The 17151-nt window shown below is 70.0% G+C and carries 15 protein-coding genes; 6 read left to right on the top strand and 9 right to left on the bottom strand.

Features of this window, described 5'->3' with window-relative positions:
* Positions 1 to 203: 203 nt before the first annotated feature.
* Together AC13D8_RS12060 and AC13D8_RS12055 are read left to right on the top strand one after the other, a co-directional pair.
* Positions 204 to 614 carry a group III truncated hemoglobin gene (locus AC13D8_RS12060; protein WP_482969043.1) on the top strand — a complete coding sequence of 137 codons (411 nt, stop codon included), beginning with the start codon at positions 204 to 206 and terminating at the stop codon, positions 612 to 614.
* 179 nt (positions 615 to 793) lie between these two features.
* On the top strand, positions 794 to 1039 hold the full coding sequence (locus AC13D8_RS12055) for a hypothetical protein (protein ID WP_482969042.1): 246 nt from the start codon (positions 794 to 796) through the stop codon (positions 1037 to 1039).
* A gap of 48 nt (positions 1040 to 1087) precedes the next feature.
* Here the strand turns inward: AC13D8_RS12055 and AC13D8_RS12050 are convergent, their stop codons facing one another.
* The 4 genes from AC13D8_RS12050 to AC13D8_RS12035 are packed head-to-tail and all read right to left on the bottom strand — an operon-like array spanning position 1088 to position 6575.
* Positions 1088 to 3721: a DUF2339 domain-containing protein gene (locus AC13D8_RS12050; protein ID WP_482969041.1), complete on the bottom strand. Its 2634-nt coding sequence runs from the start codon at positions 3719 to 3721 to the stop codon at positions 1088 to 1090.
* A 3-nt stretch (positions 3722 to 3724) separates the two neighbouring features.
* Complete coding sequence (locus tag AC13D8_RS12045; protein ID WP_482969040.1) at positions 3725 to 4720, bottom strand: YcjF family protein; 996 nt, start codon at positions 4718 to 4720, stop codon at positions 3725 to 3727.
* Positions 4717 to 5166, bottom strand: coding sequence for a GNAT family N-acetyltransferase (locus tag AC13D8_RS12040; RefSeq protein ID WP_482969039.1), 450 nt, complete (start codon positions 5164 to 5166; stop codon positions 4717 to 4719). The genes AC13D8_RS12045 and AC13D8_RS12040 overlap by 4 nt, the downstream gene beginning before the upstream one ends.
* Positions 5163 to 6575, bottom strand: coding sequence for a YcjX family GTP-binding protein (locus AC13D8_RS12035; protein ID WP_482969038.1), 1413 nt, complete (start codon positions 6573 to 6575; stop codon positions 5163 to 5165). Before AC13D8_RS12035 ends, AC13D8_RS12040 begins: the two co-directional genes overlap by 4 nt.
* A gap of 131 nt (positions 6576 to 6706) precedes the next feature.
* Here AC13D8_RS12035 and AC13D8_RS12030 point away from each other — a divergent pair, with 131 nt between their 5' ends.
* Positions 6707 to 7327 (top strand): thiamine phosphate synthase, encoded by a 621-nt coding sequence (locus tag AC13D8_RS12030; RefSeq protein WP_482969037.1) that lies wholly within the window; start codon positions 6707 to 6709, stop codon positions 7325 to 7327.
* An 89-nt stretch (positions 7328 to 7416) separates the two neighbouring features.
* On the opposite strand, the gene AC13D8_RS12025 is transcribed toward AC13D8_RS12030, so the two are convergent.
* The 5 genes from AC13D8_RS12025 to AC13D8_RS12005 all read right to left on the bottom strand — a co-directional run bounded on the left by AC13D8_RS12025 (position 7417) and on the right by AC13D8_RS12005 (position 14002).
* A complete protein-coding gene (locus tag AC13D8_RS12025; protein ID WP_482969036.1) occupies positions 7417 to 7965 on the bottom strand; it encodes a sarcosine oxidase subunit gamma in 549 nt (182 codons plus the stop codon).
* Positions 7958 to 10888, bottom strand: coding sequence for a sarcosine oxidase subunit alpha family protein (locus AC13D8_RS12020; RefSeq protein ID WP_482969035.1), 2931 nt, complete (start codon positions 10886 to 10888; stop codon positions 7958 to 7960). The genes AC13D8_RS12025 and AC13D8_RS12020 overlap by 8 nt, the downstream gene beginning before the upstream one ends.
* Positions 10885 to 11145: a sarcosine oxidase subunit delta gene (locus tag AC13D8_RS12015; protein WP_482969034.1), complete on the bottom strand. Its 261-nt coding sequence runs from the start codon at positions 11143 to 11145 to the stop codon at positions 10885 to 10887. Before AC13D8_RS12015 ends, AC13D8_RS12020 begins: the two co-directional genes overlap by 4 nt.
* A gap of 58 nt (positions 11146 to 11203) precedes the next feature.
* Positions 11204 to 12457 (bottom strand): sarcosine oxidase subunit beta family protein, encoded by a 1254-nt coding sequence (locus AC13D8_RS12010; RefSeq protein ID WP_104018960.1) that lies wholly within the window; start codon positions 12455 to 12457, stop codon positions 11204 to 11206.
* Between the two features lie 114 nt (positions 12458 to 12571).
* Entirely contained in the window at positions 12572 to 14002 is a 1431-nt protein-coding gene (locus AC13D8_RS12005; protein ID WP_129431872.1) for a Glu/Leu/Phe/Val family dehydrogenase, read from the bottom strand.
* 314 nt (positions 14003 to 14316) lie between these two features.
* Here AC13D8_RS12005 and AC13D8_RS12000 point away from each other — a divergent pair, with 314 nt between their 5' ends.
* The 3 genes from AC13D8_RS12000 to AC13D8_RS11990 are packed head-to-tail and all read left to right on the top strand — an operon-like array spanning position 14317 to position 17149.
* Positions 14317 to 16032 carry a pilus assembly protein TadG-related protein gene (locus AC13D8_RS12000; RefSeq protein ID WP_482969033.1) on the top strand — a complete coding sequence of 572 codons (1716 nt, stop codon included), beginning with the start codon at positions 14317 to 14319 and terminating at the stop codon, positions 16030 to 16032.
* Complete coding sequence (locus AC13D8_RS11995; protein WP_482969032.1) at positions 16029 to 16565, top strand: TadE/TadG family type IV pilus assembly protein; 537 nt, start codon at positions 16029 to 16031, stop codon at positions 16563 to 16565. Before AC13D8_RS12000 ends, AC13D8_RS11995 begins: the two co-directional genes overlap by 4 nt.
* Positions 16565 to 17149: a TadE/TadG family type IV pilus assembly protein gene (locus tag AC13D8_RS11990; RefSeq protein WP_129431869.1), complete on the top strand. Its 585-nt coding sequence runs from the start codon at positions 16565 to 16567 to the stop codon at positions 17147 to 17149. Before AC13D8_RS11995 ends, AC13D8_RS11990 begins: the two co-directional genes overlap by 1 nt.
* Positions 17150 to 17151: the final 2 nt, after the last annotated feature.

The following is a 17151-nucleotide window of genomic DNA, read 5'->3' as shown; positions in this document are numbered from 1 at the left end:
ACGGCTGATAACCCGGCTCCCTCACCAATCTCACCTGCCAGTCAAGGCCACCACCGAAGCCTAACAACCGGCCCAAAACCATCCCGGGGGAAACAAATCCCACCTCACCCCTCAAACGAGGCGTTTCGCTGAGGTCTCTTTCGGGATTTCGCCCGCCGCCATCCCCCCTTGCCTCGCGCGGCTCAGCGGCGCATTTACGAGGCATGACCACCGCCCTGCCCCCACGCTTTGACATCACGCGGCCCGAGATCGAGCGGGTGGTCACAGCGTTTTATGCCGCGGTGCGCGCGCATCCGGGCCTCGGTCCGGTATTCGCGGCCCACGTCACCGACTGGCCCGCCCACGAGGCGAAGGTCGCCGATTTCTGGGCCAACACCATCCTGCACGAGCGCCGCTACGACGGCAGCCCGATCGCCGCGCATGTCCGCGCGGGCAACGTGCAACCGGGGATGTTCTCGACATGGCTGGCGCTCTTCGACAACGTGCTCGCCCGCGAGTTGCGCCCCGAGCAGGCCGCCGCGTGGTCGGCGCTCGCGCACCGCATCGGCCGCTCCATGCGCGCCGCCGTGGTCGACCGCGAGACCCATCCCGGCGGTGTGCCCAAACTGCGCTGACACAGGCAGAAATCCGCCAGAACGCGCCATTTCGACCGGCCGGATACAGCCGATGGCAGAAACGTGCCGCTCACTGGCAGGTAAAACGGCACGCCGCCGCCAGAAATCGCGGCTTCGGCGGCGCCCCCTCTGCAGAACGATCGCCACGATCTACCATTGGCGTAGTGAAAGGAGGAGCCATGTATACTCCCGCCCCAAACGACGACCTGCAAAGCCATGTCCGCAACACCGCGGACCCTTATAACGCGAATCCGAGTGGCAACACCGGACGCGGCGGGCTGATTGCCCTGCTGATGATCGTGGTGGTCATCGGCGGGATCGTGGTCCTGAGCAGCATCTCAGCGCCGCCCGCCCAGGCACCTACCCCCGCACAGACACCGGCCCCCGAGAGCATCACCGGCGGGACAAGCGCCCCGGTCGAATGACCGGACAAGGACGCGGGGCCGGCTTGCCGGCCCCGCCGGGGCTGCGGCTCAGGGGTCGAGCCCCATCCGCTTGATGATCCGCGCGTTGATCCAGGCAAGCGCGGCCAGTGACAGGCCGAGACCGAGAAACGCCGCCACCCGCCACAGGCCGGCGAGTCCGCTCATGTCGATGACGAACACCTTGGCCACGGTGAGCGCGACCCCCGCCATCGCGATCCGCCGCAAGCCTTCGGAGCGCTTCAGCACCGCCAGTGCCAGCAGCGCCAGCGCCACCGCCATCAGCGCCACGGTATAGGTATAAAGCTCGCCCTCCAGCACCCCCGGCACGCTCAGGTCGCGCCCCTGCCACAGCCTGCGGATTTCCAGCGCGCCGTACCAGGCGGCGTAGCCCGAGGCCGCGACGGCGAAGCCCCGGCACAGCATGCGCGGCAGGTGATCCATCCGCCACGCTGCCACCGCGAGGATCAGCGCCACCGGCAGGTAGGCGGCGGCGAGGCTGTCGAGGATTGGCGGTCCCAGCACCTCTTCGCGCCGCCACATGAACGGGGCGAGCGGATTGGTCAGCACGGCCTGCGCGACCAGCAGCGCCACCGCAACCGTCCCGGTGACGACCGCCAGCGCGGTGCGTAGCGCCCTGAGCGCCGCCCCCGCCCCGCGCAGCCGCCAGAGCTGCGCCAGCGCCACCGACAACCACACCGTGGCCATCAGGCCCAGCCCGGCATGGCCCATTGCCCCGATAGTGCCCAGCACCCGCATCAGCACCACGCTCAGCAGGATCGCCGCGACGGTCCAGATCGCGCTTTCGACCACACCGCGTGTCACCTCACGACCCCGCGCGCCCAACTGCCACCAGGCCGCGGCCAGCAGCACCAGCGGCCCCAGATGCGCCAGCGCCACGTCGCCGCGCCCGGCCTCGTCGACCGCCCAGTCGATGCCGGGATCGACCACCAGCCGGTAGCCAATCACCGCCACGCCCGTCTGCGCGAACAGCCCCAGCAAGGCGAGGTCGAACCGCCGGTCGATGAGCGCCGTGGCCAGCACCATCACCGCCAGCGCCAGCGTCAGCGCCGCCTTGCTCAGCACCACGAAAAGCGCCAGCGCGATGAGCGTGAGCGCCGCGCCCGCGAAGATCGCCGCCACCAGGCGCGGGTCGGGCGTGCGCGGTGCAGCCCGCGCCGCCAGCGCCACCATCAGCGCCGCCATGCCCATGATGTGCAGCGCCCAAGGATAGCCGCCCAGCATCGCCCCCGGCTGCCACGACAGCTCCAGCACCAGCGCCACGCCCGGCCCCGCCAGCGCCGCGCCAAGCGCCCACAGGATCGCCGGTGCGGCCCCTGCCGCGCCGCGCATCCGCGTGGCCAGCAGCAGCGACAGCACCGCGCCCGCCGCCATCAGGACCGTCGCACCGATCGGCACCGGGGCCTCGGGCAGGCGCGCGGCGTGGAACGCCGACACGAGCGGCCCGCCCCGTTCGCCATCGAGCGCCACCAGCGCCAGCGCCGCCGCCACCGGCAGGGCGGGCAGGTCGGCGATGCCGGGCGCGGCCCGCGTACCAAGGGTCAGCGCCGCCGCCATCCCCGCCAGCAGCCCCAGAGACAGCCATGCCAGCGCTTCCGTCTCCGCCGCTGCCGCCACCAGCAGCGCGGCGCCGCTCGCCAACGCCACGGCGACGGCGGCAAGCAGCTCCGGCAGGCCCGGCCACGCGCCGCCCCCTGCCATCAGCCGCTGCCCGAGCGACGGTGCGGGATGGCGCGGCACCGGGTATGCCCCGGGCACCAGCACCGCCGCCAGCACCACCAACGCCCAGAAGCCGAGAAAATGCTCTGCCGCCACGCCGCCGAGATAAAGCAGCATTGCGCCCGCGACGGCGACCGCCAGCGCCAGCCAGGACAGCCAGCGCCAGCCCCGCGCGGCATCCACCGCCAGCCCGACCACGGCCAGCAGCGCGAAATACGGATAGAAGAGCCACGCCGCGGCACTCTCGCCGCCGACGAGGAACGGTGCCGCGCCCGCGCCCAATAGGCCCAGCGTGCCCAGCACCGGGCCGTGGAACCAGCCCAGCACCACGGCGAGCGCCGCCACCGCCACCAGCCCGGCCAGCGCCGCGCCCGGGTCGATCAGTCCGTAAAGCGCCCGCGCCGCCAGCACGCCCGCGAACAGCACGATCAGCCCGGCGCCCGCCAGCCCCGAGGGCACCGACGCCGCATCGCCGTGCCGCCGCCGCAGCAGGTCGCCCGCGACCACCAGCGCCGCGCCGAGGCCCAGCGCCGCCAGCACCCGCATCGCAGGCGTCAGCAGCCCCCGTTCGACCCCGTATTGCACGAGGAACAGGCCCGCCAGCGCCAGCGACACCCCGGCCACGGCCACCGCCCAGTTGCCCCGCAGCCAACGCCCGAGCCGCGCGGCAAGGCCGGGGCGTTTCGGGGCCGCCACCTCCGCCCCCTCCGCCGCGTCCGGCGCGGGTGACGTGGGCGGGGCGTCGTCTTCGGCCTCTGTCCCGGCGGGGGGCGCCGCGTCGGGCATGGCAGCCGCTTCCGGCACGCCGCCGCCCGCCAGTGCCGCCTCCAGCGCCGCCACCCGGCGGCGCAACCGCGCCTGCCCGACCAGCAGCGCCGGGATGCCGATGACCACCAGCCCCAGCACCCCCAGCGCGACCAGCGTAACGAACACCTCGAAATCCATGGCTCAGCCCTCCCCGCGCGCGAACAGGCCCGCCAGCGCCCGGCGCACCACGCCGCCCACCGTCGGACGCGGCGTGGCGATGCGCGGCAGCGGGCGGCACAGCTCTATCGCCGCCAGCCCGACCCGCGCGGTGAGCGCGCCGTTGACCACCCCCTCGCCAAAGCGGCGCGACAGCTTGGACAGCACGCCACCGCCCGCGACGCTGCCGATCATGTCGTCGCCCACCGCCACGGCGCCGGTGGCCACCAGGTGCGCGACCACCGCGCGCGCCAGCCGCCAGCTTCCCAGCGTGCCGGTGCGCCCGCCATAGATGGTGGCCACGGCGCGGATCATGCGCAGGTTGGCCACCAGCGCCGCCACCACGTCGGCGAGTGCCAGCGGCACCAACGCGGTGACCGTTGCCACCTGCCGCGCCGCCGCCTCTACCGCGGCCAGCGCCGCCGCGTCGAGCGGCGCGAGCAGCTCGGCCTCGGCCAATGCCAGCAGCGCCTCGGCATCGAGCTGCTCGTGCGCGCGCTCGTCCAGCCGTGCCAGACCCCAGGCCGCCTCTGTCCGGGCCGCGTAGAGCCGCCGAAGCCGCGCGACCACCTCGCGCGCCGCGCCGAGATCGTCCCCCGCCTGCGCCGCTTCGGCCCCGGCGCGCAGCCGGTCGAGCCGCCCGAGCCGGGCAAAGCCCGCCGCCTCGCGGATCGCGATCAGCACCGCAACCAAGGCGAGCGCCGCGCCCAGCACGGCCACACCCCGGCCCAGCAGCGGCGACCGCTCCATCAGCGCGACCGCGAAATCCCACGCCGCCACCGACACCACCACGCCCAGCAGCGCCAGCGCCAGCGCCCAGAAGGCGCGCACGAGCCACGAGGGCCGCCGCGCCAGCCCGGCCATCGCCGCGCGCATCGCCCGGCCCTCGGGCGGGGCGGCCTCGTCGGGCACCGGCGGCGCGCGGTCCGGCGCGGCCTCCTCCTCGCCCTCGATGTCGATCAGCAGCGGCCCCTTGCTCATGCCTGCGCCTCCCCGCGTTGCCAGACCATGCGGATATCCGGCAGGCCCTCGTCATTGCCGCCGCCGCGCCGGTCCTGTGCCGCCTCGGCAAAGCCTGCCCGGGCGTAGAACGCGCGCGCGCGCCGGTTCGCCTCCAACACCCACAGGTCGAGTACGCCCGCCCGCGCCTGCGCGTCGGACAGGAGCGCGCGGCCCACCCCCTGCCCGCGCATGTCCGGGGCCACGTGTAGCGCATGCACCCGCGTGGCCCGGCGCAGGATGAACCCCGCGATCCGGCCCTGCACCCGCGCCACCCGAACCCGGCCGCGCCACGTCTCGCGCCACAACAGGTGCAGATCCTCGGCGCGGCTGCGCGCGCAGGGCTGGCCGGGTGTGCCCCGCGTATAGGCCCACAGGATCGCTGCCAGCCGCGGCACCTGCCAGATATGCGCGCGCGCCAGCCTCACAGCCGGTCCCCGAAGAGGAACTGCGCGGCGCGGTCGAGCCGGATATGCGGCGGCCCGTCACCCGCGCGCAGCGACAGCCGCGCAGGCGCAAAGCGCATGGTGCCGAAATCGCCGTCGGGCCAGGTCTCGGCCCCCGCCCGCGCGGGCGACAGGATCGCCGCCGGATCGTCGGGCAGATCGCCGGGATGGAACGCCGCCTGCCCGCCCTCCGGCACCCGGCCGCGCACGCACTCCACCTCCGCACCGCCGTGGCGGCGGGTTTCCTCCACCGTGGCGCGCAAGGCAGCGATGGCCATGCTGCGCACGTCGGCACCCGCGAACTGGGCCCGGTCACGTGCCTCTCGCAGCATCGCCTCCATGATCGCGGCGAGGCGCGGATGCTGCGCGTGGTGCAGGTGGTCGGCCTTGGTCGCGGCAAACAGCAGCCGCTCCACCCGCCGCCCCTGCAACAGCCGGGTGAGAAAGGCGTTGCGCCCGGGCCGGAACGTGCCGAGGATCTCGGCCATCGCGCGGCGCGTCTCCTCGACCGCCACCGGGCCGCGATGAATCGCGTCGAGCAGGTCCACCAGCACGATCTGCCGGTCGATCCGGGCGAAATGCGCGCGAAAGAACGGGCGCACCACTTCGCGCTTGTAGGCCTCGAACCGGCGCGCCATCTGTGCCGCGAGGCTGCCGCGCCCTGCGCCCTCTGCCTCGGGCAGCGGCGCAAACGTGACCACCGGCGCGCCCTCCAGATCGCCCGGAAGCAGGAACCGCCCCGGCGTGCAATCGGCGTGCCCGGCGGCGCGCGCAGCACGCAGGTAGGCGGTGAACGCCGCCGCGAGGCCCTGCGCCTGCCCCTCGTCGAACGCCGCCGCCGGATCGACACCGGCCAGCGCCTTGCGCCATGCCGCACCCTCCGCGCGCGCCTCGGCGCGCGCCAGCGCCTCACGCGACCAGGCGGCATAATCCTTGTCGAGGAGCGCGAGGTCCAGCAGCCACTCGCCCGGATAATCCACGATGTCGAGATGCACGGTGCGCGGCCCGGCCAAGCCTGCCAGCATGCCCGCGGGCTGCACCCTGAGCGACAGCCGCAATTCGGAGACGGCGCGCGTGCTTTGGGGCCAGTGCGGCTCGGGGCCGGCGAGCGCGGCGAGATGCGTCTCGTAATCGAATCGCGGCAGCGTGACGTCGGGCTGCGGCTGCAGGTAGGCCGCGAGGATGCGCCCCTCGCCCGCCGCCGCAAGGCCGCCCATGCGCCCGCGATCCAGCAGGTTGGCCACCAGCGAGGTGATGAACACGGTCTTTCCGACCCGCGCGAGGCCGGTCACGCCCAGCCGGATCACGGGTTCGAACAGGGCGCCCGAGACGCGCTCGCCAAACCCCTCGATCCCCCGCGTCAGCCCCTCGGCAAGCCCTGCAATCGCCACGCACCGCCCCTCTCGTCCTTTCACCCGAGAATAGGCACGCGCCCGCCCGCTTGCCAGCGCCGAATTCGAACCATGGCCAAGCCCGCAATTCCCCGCTAAGAGGGCCGTCAGACCACAGCGGAGCCCGCCCGATGACCGACGCAGAGCATCCCCAGATCTACCTCGTCACCCCCCCCGCCTTCGAGATCGCGCCGTTCATCGACCGGCTCGCCGCCGTGCTCGACGCGCATCCCGTGGCCTGTTTGCGCGTGGCGATGGCCAGCGGCGACGAATACACCGTGGCCTCCTCGGCGGACGCCTGCCGCGAAGCGGCGCACGCCCGCGACGTGGCGGTGGTGATCGAGCGGCATGTGGGCCTCGTCGGGCGGCTCGGCCTCGACGGTGTGCACCTCGCCGACGGCGCGCGCGGGGTGCGCGCGGCGCGAAAAGAGCTTGGGCCCGACGCCATCGTCGGGGCGTTCTGCGGCACCTCGCGCCATGACGGGATGAGCGCGGGCGAGGCCGGGGCCGATTACGTCGCCTTCGGCCCGGTGGGCCAGACCGCGCTTGGCAGCGGCACGCAGGCAGAGCGCGAAATCTTCGAATGGTGGTCCGAGATGATCGAGCTTCCGGTGGTGGCCGAGGGCGCGCTCGACGCGGCCGCCGTGGCCTCTCTCGCCCCGGTCAGCGATTTTCTCGCCTTCGGCGAGGAAATCTGGCGCGAGGAGGACGCCAGCGCCGCCCTCGCCCTGCTCACCGCCGCGATGCGCTAGAGTGTCCGGGAAGCCCAGAACCGGTTCCCGCTTTTAGCGACACGCTGTAGGCCCGCGCGCGATCCCGCTCAATGCGGCCCGTGTCACGCCTATTGCGTGCGCGCCGCGACCCGGCGCATAGCCATCGCCACCTCGTGCACGAGGCTCGCAGCCATCGACCGGAACGCCATGATGTCATAGGCGTCCGTTCCGGCCCGCGTCACCGCGCCGGCCATGTGCGCCACGTCGGTGCGCGCCGTGCGCCCCACGCCGAAGACGCTCTCGCGCAGGTCGAGCGGCGTCAGCCGCGCCATCACCGCCGTGGCACCCGGCCCCTCGATCCGCAGCACCGCCCAGGCGTCGGACTGATCGGTGAGCGCGGCATGTTTGGCCAGCGCCGCGTCGGGCGCGGGCCCGACGAGCAGCGCGAGATCGCGCCCGAACCACTGCACCGCGCCGCTATCGCCCGCGATCACCTCTCCGGGTTCGGGCCAGCCCAGCCCGTGCGCCTGCGCCAGCGCCCGGCCCAGCGCAGCCTGCTGTCCCTTGTAGGGGGCCAGCACGGTCACCCATCCCGGCGCCGCCTCCGTCAGCCGCAGCGCGCCCGCCGTCACCGGCACCAGCCCCGCGCAGGGGGTCATCTCCACCAGATCAACCACGCATCCGCCCTCCTTCGGGATCGACCCATCCGGGCGCGCATACCTCGCAGATCGTCGCCGATCCGCGCAGGTGGTCCACAGCGCGCACCCGCTCTCCGATCCGGGCGCGCCCGCGTGCGAGGAATCCCAGCCCGATCACGTGACCCAGCGTGGGCGAGTAGCAGGCGCTGGTGATATAGCCCTGGTCGTTTGCCGCCACCGGCTCGGCCGCCTCGTCGAAGAGATGCGCACCGGGCAGCAATTCCTTGACCGCGCCCACGGGCTTGAGGCCCACCAATTGCTCGCGTCCCTCGTCCATCAGGCCCTCGCGGCTCGCCGCCGGTTTGCCGATGAAATCCTTCTTGCGGCTCATCATCCCCTGCATGCCCACGTCAAAGGCCGTTACCCGCCCGTGGATCTCGGCATGGGTGATAAATCCCTTCTCGATGCGAAGCACGTTGAGCGCCTCCATCCCGTAGGCGCCGCCGCCCAAGCTCTCTGCGCGCGTCACCAGAGCCTCGAAGAGCGACGCGCCGAACCGCGCGGGCACCGCGATCTCGTATCCCGTCTCGCCCGAGAACGAGATGCGGAACAGCCGCGCCGCCACGCCGCCCACCGCGACCGGGCCGCAGCCCATGAAGGGCAGGTCGTCGAGCGCGCCCGGATCGTCGAGCACATCGGCCAGCACGTCGCGCGCGCGCGGCCCCGCCACGGCGAACTGCGCCCATTGCTCGGTCACCGACACCGCGCGCGCGTCCCACCCGGGCCGCAACACCTGGCCTGCGAAATCCGCGTGGCGCATCACCGCGCCCGCGGCGGCGGTGGTGGTGGTGACGAGGAAATGATCCTCGGCCAGCCGCGCGCAGGTGCCGTCATCCATGACGTGCCCGTCCTCGCGCAGCATCAGGCCATAGCGCACCCGGCCCGGCGCCAGTTTGGACATCGCGTTGGTATAGAGGAAATCGAGGAATTGCGCGGCGTCCGGCCCCTGCACGTCGATCTTGCCCAGGGTCGAGACGTCGCACACGCCCACCGCCTCGCGCACCATCATGACCTCGCGGTCGCAGGATTGCCGCCAATGGGTCTCGCCCTTGCGGGGGAAATAGCTGGGCCGGTACCACAGCCCCGCCTCGATCATCGGCGCGCCGCGCCGGATCGTGCCCGCGTGGCTGGTGGTGAAGCGCTCGGGCGCGAATGTCTTGCCCTTGCCGCCCGCGCCCATCGCCGCGATGGGCACCGGCACGAAAGGAGGGCGAAAGGTGGTGGTGCCGGTCGCGGGAATCGAGCGCCCGGTCGCCTCGGCCAGCACGGCGAGCGCGCCGACGTTGGAATTCTTTCCCTGGTCGGGGGCCATCCCTTGCGTGGTGTAGCGCTTCATGTGTTCGACCGAGCGGAAATTTTCCCTTGCGGCCAGTTCGACATCCTTGACCGTCACGTCGTTCTGGAAATCGAGCCAGGCCCGCCCGCTCCCCTCCACCTGCCACAGCGGCAGGATGTCAAAGCTGCCGTCAGAGGCGGGGGGTAGCTCGATCGCGGGGACCTTGAGGCCGAGGTCTTTCGCCGCGTGCCGCCCCTCGGCCAGCCCGCTCTCGAGGCAGGCGCGCGTCGAGAAATGCCCGGCGGCAGCCCCCGCCACGCGCATCCCAGGCACCGCCCCCTCGGGCGGCAGGAAGGCGGCAAGCCGGTCGTCCCAGACGGGCCGCGCGCCCGTGTGACATGCCAGGTGCACCGTCGGGTTCCACCCGCCGGAGACGGCCACGGTATCGGCGGCGATGCGTTCCTCGCCCCGCGCGGTGGCGATGCACACCGCCTCGACCCCGCGCCGCCCGGCGGTGCCGGTAACCTGCGCGCCGGGATAGAAGGTCACGTCATGGCCGCAGGTGGCGTGCGCGCGCGCATCAACCAGCGCCGCGACGTGCACCCCCGCCTCCTGCAGGTCGGCCACGGTGCGGTGGGCGCTGTCGTTGTTGCCAAAGACCAGCACGCTGCGCCCCGCCGCCACGCCCCAGCGATTGAGATAGGCGCGCACCGCGCCCGCCATCATCACGCCGGGGCGGTCGTTGTTGGGGAAGGCCACAGGCCGCTCCAGCGCGCCTGCCGCCAGCACCGCGCGCCGCGCCGCGATCCGCCAGAAGCAACCGGCGGGCGCGTGCGGGCGACCCTCGATATCGGGGGCGGTCTGCTCCAGCGCGCCGAAGGTGCCGCCATCATAGGCCCCGGTCACCGCCGTGCGCGTCATGATCCGCACGTTGGGCATGGCACCGAGGCGCGCCGCCATCTCCGCCGCCCAGTCGCTGCCATCCTGCCCGTCGACCTCCTCGGTCTCGGCCAGCAGGCGACCGCCAAGGGCCACGTCCTCTTCGGCGAGGATCACGTCGGCGCCCGCCTCCGCCGCCGCGAGCGCCGCCATCAGCCCGGCGGGCCCGCCGCCGATCACCAAGAGGTCGCAATGGGCATAGGCGCGCTCGTATCGGTCCTCGGCCGGCTCCCCCGACAGCGCACCGAGACCGGCGGCGCGGCGGATCGCGGGCTCGTAGACCTTTTCCCAGAACGCGCGTGGCCACATGAACGTCTTGTAGTAGAACCCCGCGCCGAAGAACGGCGCCATCAGGTCGTTTACCGCCAGCACATCGAACCCGAGCGAAGGCCAGCGGTTCTGGCTGCGCGCGACCAGCCCCTCGTGCAATTCGGTCGTGGTGGCGCGGCAATTGGGCACCTGCGCCGCGCCCAGGCCGAGCGTGACCAGCGCGTTGGGTTCCTCGCTGCCAGCGGTCATCACGCCGCGCGGGCGGTGATACTTGAACGACCGGCCCATCACCCTGACGCCGTCGGCCAGTAGCGCCGAGGCCAGCGTGTCCCCGGCAAAGCCCGTGTGCCGGTGCCCGTCGAACGAGAATGACACCCGCCGCGTCCGGTCGATGCGCCCCTTGCCGTCGATCCTCATGCCCCGGCCTCCGCGCCCGCCAGCACCACATCGGCGATCTCGTGGGTCACGGTATCGCGCGTGACCACCAGCCACGCGCCGCAGCCCTGCCCGTGATACCAGAACTCGCAGCTTTCGCCCGCCGGGTTGTCGCGGTTGTGGAGGTAGTCGTCCCACGCCGCGCTCCACGCCGCGCCCTCCGGCTCGGGCAGCGCCGCGCCGCGCACCGAGAACTCGCGCAGATCGCGCATCCCGCAAAGCGGACAGGGTATCCTCACGAGCCTCGCTCCTTCATCTTGTCGAAAATACTCATGCCCACGTCCCGTCCCTCGCGCCTCAGTGCAGGTTGTGCTGGCTGCCGGTGGCTTCCTCGTCCATCAGCCCTGCCCCCGTCGCGAACCGGTCGAGGCGCAGCCGCGTCGCCGCCGGGTGCGGATTGTCCGTGGCGATGAGATGGGCAAGCGCGTCGCCCGATCCCGGCACCGCCTTGAACCCTCCATAGCACCAGCCGCAATTGAGATAGAGCCCGTCCACCGGGGCACGGTCGATGACGGGCGAGCCATCGGGGCTCATGTCCATGATCCCGCCCCAGCTTCGCAGCACCCGCGCCTGCCCGATCATCGGCACCATCGCCATCCCAGCCTCCATCACGTGCTCGGCCATCGGCAGGTTGCCGCGCGCCGCGTAGGACGGATAGAAATCGAGATCGCCACCAAAAACCAGCCCGCCCTTGTCGGACTGGCTGATATAGAAATGCCCCATGCCGAACGTCACCACGTGATCGAGGCAGGGCTTCAGCCCCTCGGTGACGAAGGCCTGCAACACGTGGCTCTCGATCGGCAGGCGCAGCCCGGCCATCGCCGCCACCTGGGATGAGCGCCCCGCCACGACAATCGCCACCTTCTTGGCCTTGATCGCCCCGCGCGAGGTCTGCACGCCGCGCACGCGCCCGCCCTCGATGTCGATCCCCGTCACCGCGCAGTTCTGGATCAGGTCCACGCCCCGGTCGCTGGCAGAGCGGGCAAAGCCCCATGCCACCGCGTCGTGGCGCGCGGTGCCGCCGCGCGCGTGGTAGAGCCCACCATAAACCGGGAAGCGCGCGTTGTCGAAATCGAGGAACGGCACCAGCTTGCGCACGCCCTCGCGGTCGAGCAGTTCGGCGTCGTCGCCCTGGTTGCGCATGGCGTTGCCGCGCCGGGCAAAGGCGTCGCGCTGGCCGTCGGAATGGCACAGGTTGAGCACACCGCGCTGGCTCATCATCACGTTGTAGTTGAGATCCTGTTCCAGCCCCTCCCACAGCTTCAGCGAATGGCTGTAGAATTCCGAATTGCCCGGCAGGCCGTAATTGGCGCGCACGATGGTGGTGTTGCGCCCGATATTGCCGCCGCCGAGGTACCCCTTCTCCAGCACCGCGACATTGGTGATGCCGTGCCGCTTGGCCAGGTAATGCGCGGTCGCGAGCCCGTGCCCGCCGCCGCCGATGATGATCACGTCATAGGCCGGTTTGGGCTCGGCGTCGCGCCAGTGGGCCTGCCAGCCCTTGTTGCCGGTGAGCCCTTCTTTAAGTATCCGCAGCGCCGAAAATCGCATGTCGCCTCTCCGATGGACCGCCAGGCACGGCCCCGTGCCAACAGGGCTAGCAGGACGGGCGCGAACCGGCCACCCCGCTTCGCGCCATTTTCTGGTCCATGCGCGACGCGCGCCTCACAGCCCCATGGCGCGATAGCTCTCGGCCACCCGGGCGATCGACACGAGATAGGCGGCGGTGCGCAGGTCGGTCACGTCCTCGCGGCCCCGCCAGACCTCGCGCATCGACTGGTAGGCGGCGCGCATCGTGTCGTCGAGGCCCGAGCGCACCAGCTCCAGCTCGCCCGCGCCGCGCAGGTATTTCTGCTTGAAATTGGGCGACATTTCCCACGCGTCGCCGATCCCGCGGTTGAGCCGCTCCAGCTCCTTGACGATCAGTTCGTGGCGCGCCTCCTCCTGCCGCCGCCCGATCCGGCCGAAACGGATATGGCTGAGGTTCTTGACCCATTCGAAATAGGACACCGTCACACCGCCCGCGTTGGCATACATGTCGGGAATGATGACCGTCCCCTTGTGGCGCAGGATGTCGTCGGCCCCGGCGGTCACGGGGCCGTTCGCGGCCTCGATGACGAGCGGGGCCTTGATCCGCTCGGCATTCTCGAGGTTGATGACCCCTTCCATCGCCGCCGGCACGAGGATGTCGCAGTCGTGTTCGAGCACCTTCGAGCCGTCGCGGACATACTTGCCCTCGGGGTAGCCGTCGACGCCGCCATGCCGCGCGATCCAGGCATGCACCGCCTCGACGTCGAGCCCCTCCTCGGAGATCAGCGCGCCGTCGCGCTCGATGATCGCAGTGACCTTGCAGCCGTCCTCTTCGCTGAGGAACTTGGCCGCGTGATAGCCCACGTTGCCGAGGCCCTGCACCACCACGCGCTTGCCGTCGAGCGTGCCCGACAGCCCCGTCACGGCCACGTCCTCGGGGTGGCGGAAGAACTCGCGCAGCGCGTATTGCACGCCGCGCCCCGTCGCCTCGGTCCGACCCTGGATGCCGCCACCATTGACCGGCTTGCCGGTGACGCACGCGCGGTAGTTGATATCGGTGGTGGCCATGCGCTTGTACTGGTCGGCGATCCACGCCATCTCGCGTTCGCCGGTGCCCATGTCGGGGGCGGGCACGTTCTGCGCCGGGTGGATCAGGTCGCGCTTGATCAGCTCGTAGGCAAAGCGGCGGGTGATCTGTTCGAGCTCGTGCTCCTCCCACTCGCGCGGGTCGATGCGCAGCCCGCCCTTGGAGCCCCCGAACGGCACCTCGACGAGCGCACATTTGTAGGTCATCAGGGCCGCGAGCGCCTCGACCTCGTCCTGGTTGACGCCCATCGCGAAACGGATACCGCCCTTGACCGGCTCCATATGCTCGGAATGCACGCTGCGATAGCCGGTAAAGGTATGAATCTGCCCGCGCAAACGGACCCCGAAGCGCACCGTGTAGGTGGCGTTGCAGACCCGGACCTTTTCCTCGAGCCCGGGCGCGAGGTCGGTGAGCGCCACCGCCCGGTTGAACATCAGGTCCACGCTTTCGCGGAATGTCGGTTCCCTCTTGGCTGTCATCGTTACACTCTCCCTGTTGGCCTGCGGTCAGCCGCCGCATATGGGGCGATGGTTACGGGATGCGATTGCGATGTCCAGCACGAATCAAGGCGGGGCGGGCGGCCCGGGTGCGCGGCGGGATGGGCGGGTCACGCACCATTGTCATCAGCCGACAAACAATCCGACGCTTTCTTTTCGATTGTCATTCCAGATAGTTAACGCCACCTCCCCGTCGCGCTTGTGCCTTATTTCAACCATATTCCGGCGCGATGAACCCTTGTTGATCCTCTGCCTGCCTGCGGAGGATTGGCGTAGGATACCGAAAGGTGATCGACATGGGTGAGTATATCGCACGACCCCCACGAGCGGGGGCGGCTGGCCGTTTCCTCCGGGACGAGGGTGGCTCGGTGACGGCCTTCGCCTTCTTCGTCTTTCTGATGATGCTCTTGGTGGGAGGGCTCGCGCTCGACACCATGCGCCACGAAATGGTCCGCGCCCGGATGCAGGTCACGCTCGACCGCGCGGTGCTCGCCGGCGCGAAATCCTCCGATGCCGCAGAGGCCCGCGCCACCGTCGAGGATTACTTCGACAAGGCCGAGCTCGCGCAATACCTCGAGGCGGAGCGGGACGCCGATATCCAGATCTACCTCAACTCCGCCCGCGTCGCGGCGCGTGCCTCCGGCACGCTCGATACCTACCTGATGAAGCTCGCGGGGGTCGAGACGCTGGGTGTCGGCGGTGTGTCGGCTGCCGAGGTGCGCGTCCCCAAGCTGGAAATCTCGCTTGTGCTCGACGTCTCCGGCTCGATGGGCGGAACAAAGATTTCGCGCCTGAGGGACGCCGCCAAGCAATTCGTCTCGACCATTCTCGAAAAGTCCACACCGGGCAACGCGGTCATTTCTGTCATCCCGTTCAGCTGGTCGGTGACACCGCCGAAGACCGTGTTCGACACGCTTGCGGTGGATATCACGCACAATTACTCCACCTGCCTGCACTTCCGCGAGGCCGATTACGGGCACGCCACGCTCACCTCCGGCGCCTCGGCGCTCAGCAACGGCGTGCCGGTGAACCAGATGGTCTATACCTCGCTCTATGGCGGGTTCGACAATCTCAATGAAAGCTGGCGATCCTGTTATACCGACGAATACATGCAGTTCCTGCCCTATTCGATGAGCGAGACAGCGCTGCACGCCAAGATCGACTCGCTACAGGCGGACGGCAACACCAGCGGTCATGACGGCATGAACTGGGGTGCGGCGCTCTTGGACCCGACGTTCCGTCAGGTCTCGGCGCAACTGATCAACACCGGCGAAGTGGATGCGTCGCTGTCGCACGTGCCCTCGGATTACAACGAACCGGAAACGCTCAAGGTCGTGGTGATGATGGGCGACGGAGCCAACACCACCTCGTATTTCTTCGACAAGAGCGCACCGAAATACCGCGGCAAATTCTCCGACCTGTTCGAAGTGAAGTACCAGGACCGCGAGTTCAAATACGCTTACCACATCTACAAGTACTGGAAGAGTAACGACGAGAGCAAGTGCGGCAGGAACAGGTGGGAATGCGTCTACGAGGCCAACGGACCCGAGGAATCGGTCTATTACCTCCGCTACCCTTATGGCGGCTGGTATTACAGCATCGACGACAATGACTGGATGACCGATCAGGAATTCGATGATCTCGAACACACGCTTGCCGGCTACATCTCGACCGAACAACTGAGCTGGGAAATGGCATGGGGCCGCATGTCGCCGAACTGGTACGGAGATATCACCGGCGACTGGAGCCCGTGGAATGACTATGTCGGCTCCGAGTATGTGGACGGCTACGCCAAGGACAGCCGGATGCGCGATGTCTGCGGGGCCACCAAGACGCACGGCGTGGTGGTCTATTCCATCGGCTTCGAGGTGTCCCAGGGCGGGCGCGCCGAACAGGTGCTGTCGGATTGCGCCTCTTCCAGCAGCCACTACTACCGCGCCAACACCACCGATATCAGCGCGGTGTTCAACTCCATCGCCGCCAACGTGCAGAACCTGAGGCTGACCCAATGATCGCACGCCTTGGCAGCCGCCTGCGTCGTTTCGGCCGTGACCGGCGCGGCTCGGCCTCGGTGGAATTCGTGATCCTCGCGCCGTTCCTGATCGGCTTCATCCTGTTCGCGATCGAGCTGGGGATGCTGTCGCTGCGCGCGGCGATGCTGGAGCGCGGGCTCGATATCGCGGTGCGCGACGTACGCCTCGGCACCGGCACCGCGCCGGGACACGACGAGATCAAGCAGATCGTCTGTGACAACGCCTCGGTGATCGCCGATTGCGACGCCAATCTGCGGCTGGAAATGATCCCGACGGACCTGCGCAATTTCTCGACGCTCAATGGCGCGCCCGACTGTACCGATGCCTCGGAGCCGTCCAAGCCGGTGCGCAACTTCATCCCCGGCGGCCAGAACCAGCTCATGCTGCTGCGTGTCTGCCTGAAATACAGCCCCCTCTTCCCCGAGGCGATTCTGGGCGATGCGCTGATCAAGGATTCCAGCGGCGACGTGGCGCTCACCACCGTCTCGGCCTTCGTGCAGGAGCCGATCTGATGCGCTGGCTCGCCCGACTCGCACGCCGCCTGCGCCGCGACGAGCACGGAACGGTCGCCGTGGAAACGGTGCTGATCGCGCCGCTGCTGATCCTCGGGCTGTTCTTTTCCTACGAGGCCTACGGCCTGTTCCGCCAGCAAAGCCTGCGCGAGAAGGCCACCTATACCGTCGCCGACATCCTGTCGCGCGAAACCGCGATCGTCGACGACACCTATATCGACAACGTCAAGCGCGTCTTCGACATGATGAGCGGCACGGCGGATTCGCAGTTGCGCATCTCGGTGGTGCGCTATCGCAACGACCCGAGCCAGGGGATCGACGAGTTCGACCTGCGCTGGTCAGAGGTGCGCGGCACGGGGACGATGACCGCCCTCACCGACAGCGTCGTGCGCAACGCGCATGACACCTTTCCGATCATGGATGACGGCGAAGAGATCATCTATGTCGAGAGCCGCGGCACGTTCACCTCGCCGGTGACCACCGGGTATTTCAACGAGAACCTGCTTGCGACGCGGATGTTCGTGATCCCGCGGTTCGCGCCCCAGATATGCTTTACCGGGGTTTGCGTGCCGGGCACGAGCTGACG

The organism is Roseovarius sp. B-10 (genome assembly GCF_056859295.1).
The sequence above is the reverse complement of the archived record's forward strand: the minus strand, read 5'-3'. Positions and strand labels throughout refer to the sequence as shown.

Coding starts and splice junctions, on each gene's coding strand:
- AC13D8_RS12060 (WP_482969043.1), top strand. CDS start 204: ATGACCACCGCCCTGCCCCCACGCTTTGACATCACGCGGCCCGAGATC.
- AC13D8_RS12055 (WP_482969042.1), top strand. CDS start 794: ATGTATACTCCCGCCCCAAACGACGACCTGCAAAGCCATGTCCGCAAC.
- AC13D8_RS12050 (WP_482969041.1), bottom strand. CDS start 3,721: ATGGATTTCGAGGTGTTCGTTACGCTGGTCGCGCTGGGGGTGCTGGGG.
- AC13D8_RS12045 (WP_482969040.1), bottom strand. CDS start 4,720: ATGAGCAAGGGGCCGCTGCTGATCGACATCGAGGGCGAGGAGGAGGCC.
- AC13D8_RS12030 (WP_482969037.1), top strand. CDS start 6,707: ATGACCGACGCAGAGCATCCCCAGATCTACCTCGTCACCCCCCCCGCC.
- AC13D8_RS12020 (WP_482969035.1), bottom strand. CDS start 10,888: ATGAGGATCGACGGCAAGGGGCGCATCGACCGGACGCGGCGGGTGTCA.
- AC13D8_RS12010 (WP_104018960.1), bottom strand. CDS start 12,457: ATGCGATTTTCGGCGCTGCGGATACTTAAAGAAGGGCTCACCGGCAAC.
- AC13D8_RS12005 (WP_129431872.1), bottom strand. CDS start 14,002: ATGACAGCCAAGAGGGAACCGACATTCCGCGAAAGCGTGGACCTGATG.
- AC13D8_RS12000 (WP_482969033.1), top strand. CDS start 14,317: ATGGGTGAGTATATCGCACGACCCCCACGAGCGGGGGCGGCTGGCCGT.
- AC13D8_RS11995 (WP_482969032.1), top strand. CDS start 16,029: ATGATCGCACGCCTTGGCAGCCGCCTGCGTCGTTTCGGCCGTGACCGG.
- AC13D8_RS11990 (WP_129431869.1), top strand. CDS start 16,565: ATGCGCTGGCTCGCCCGACTCGCACGCCGCCTGCGCCGCGACGAGCAC.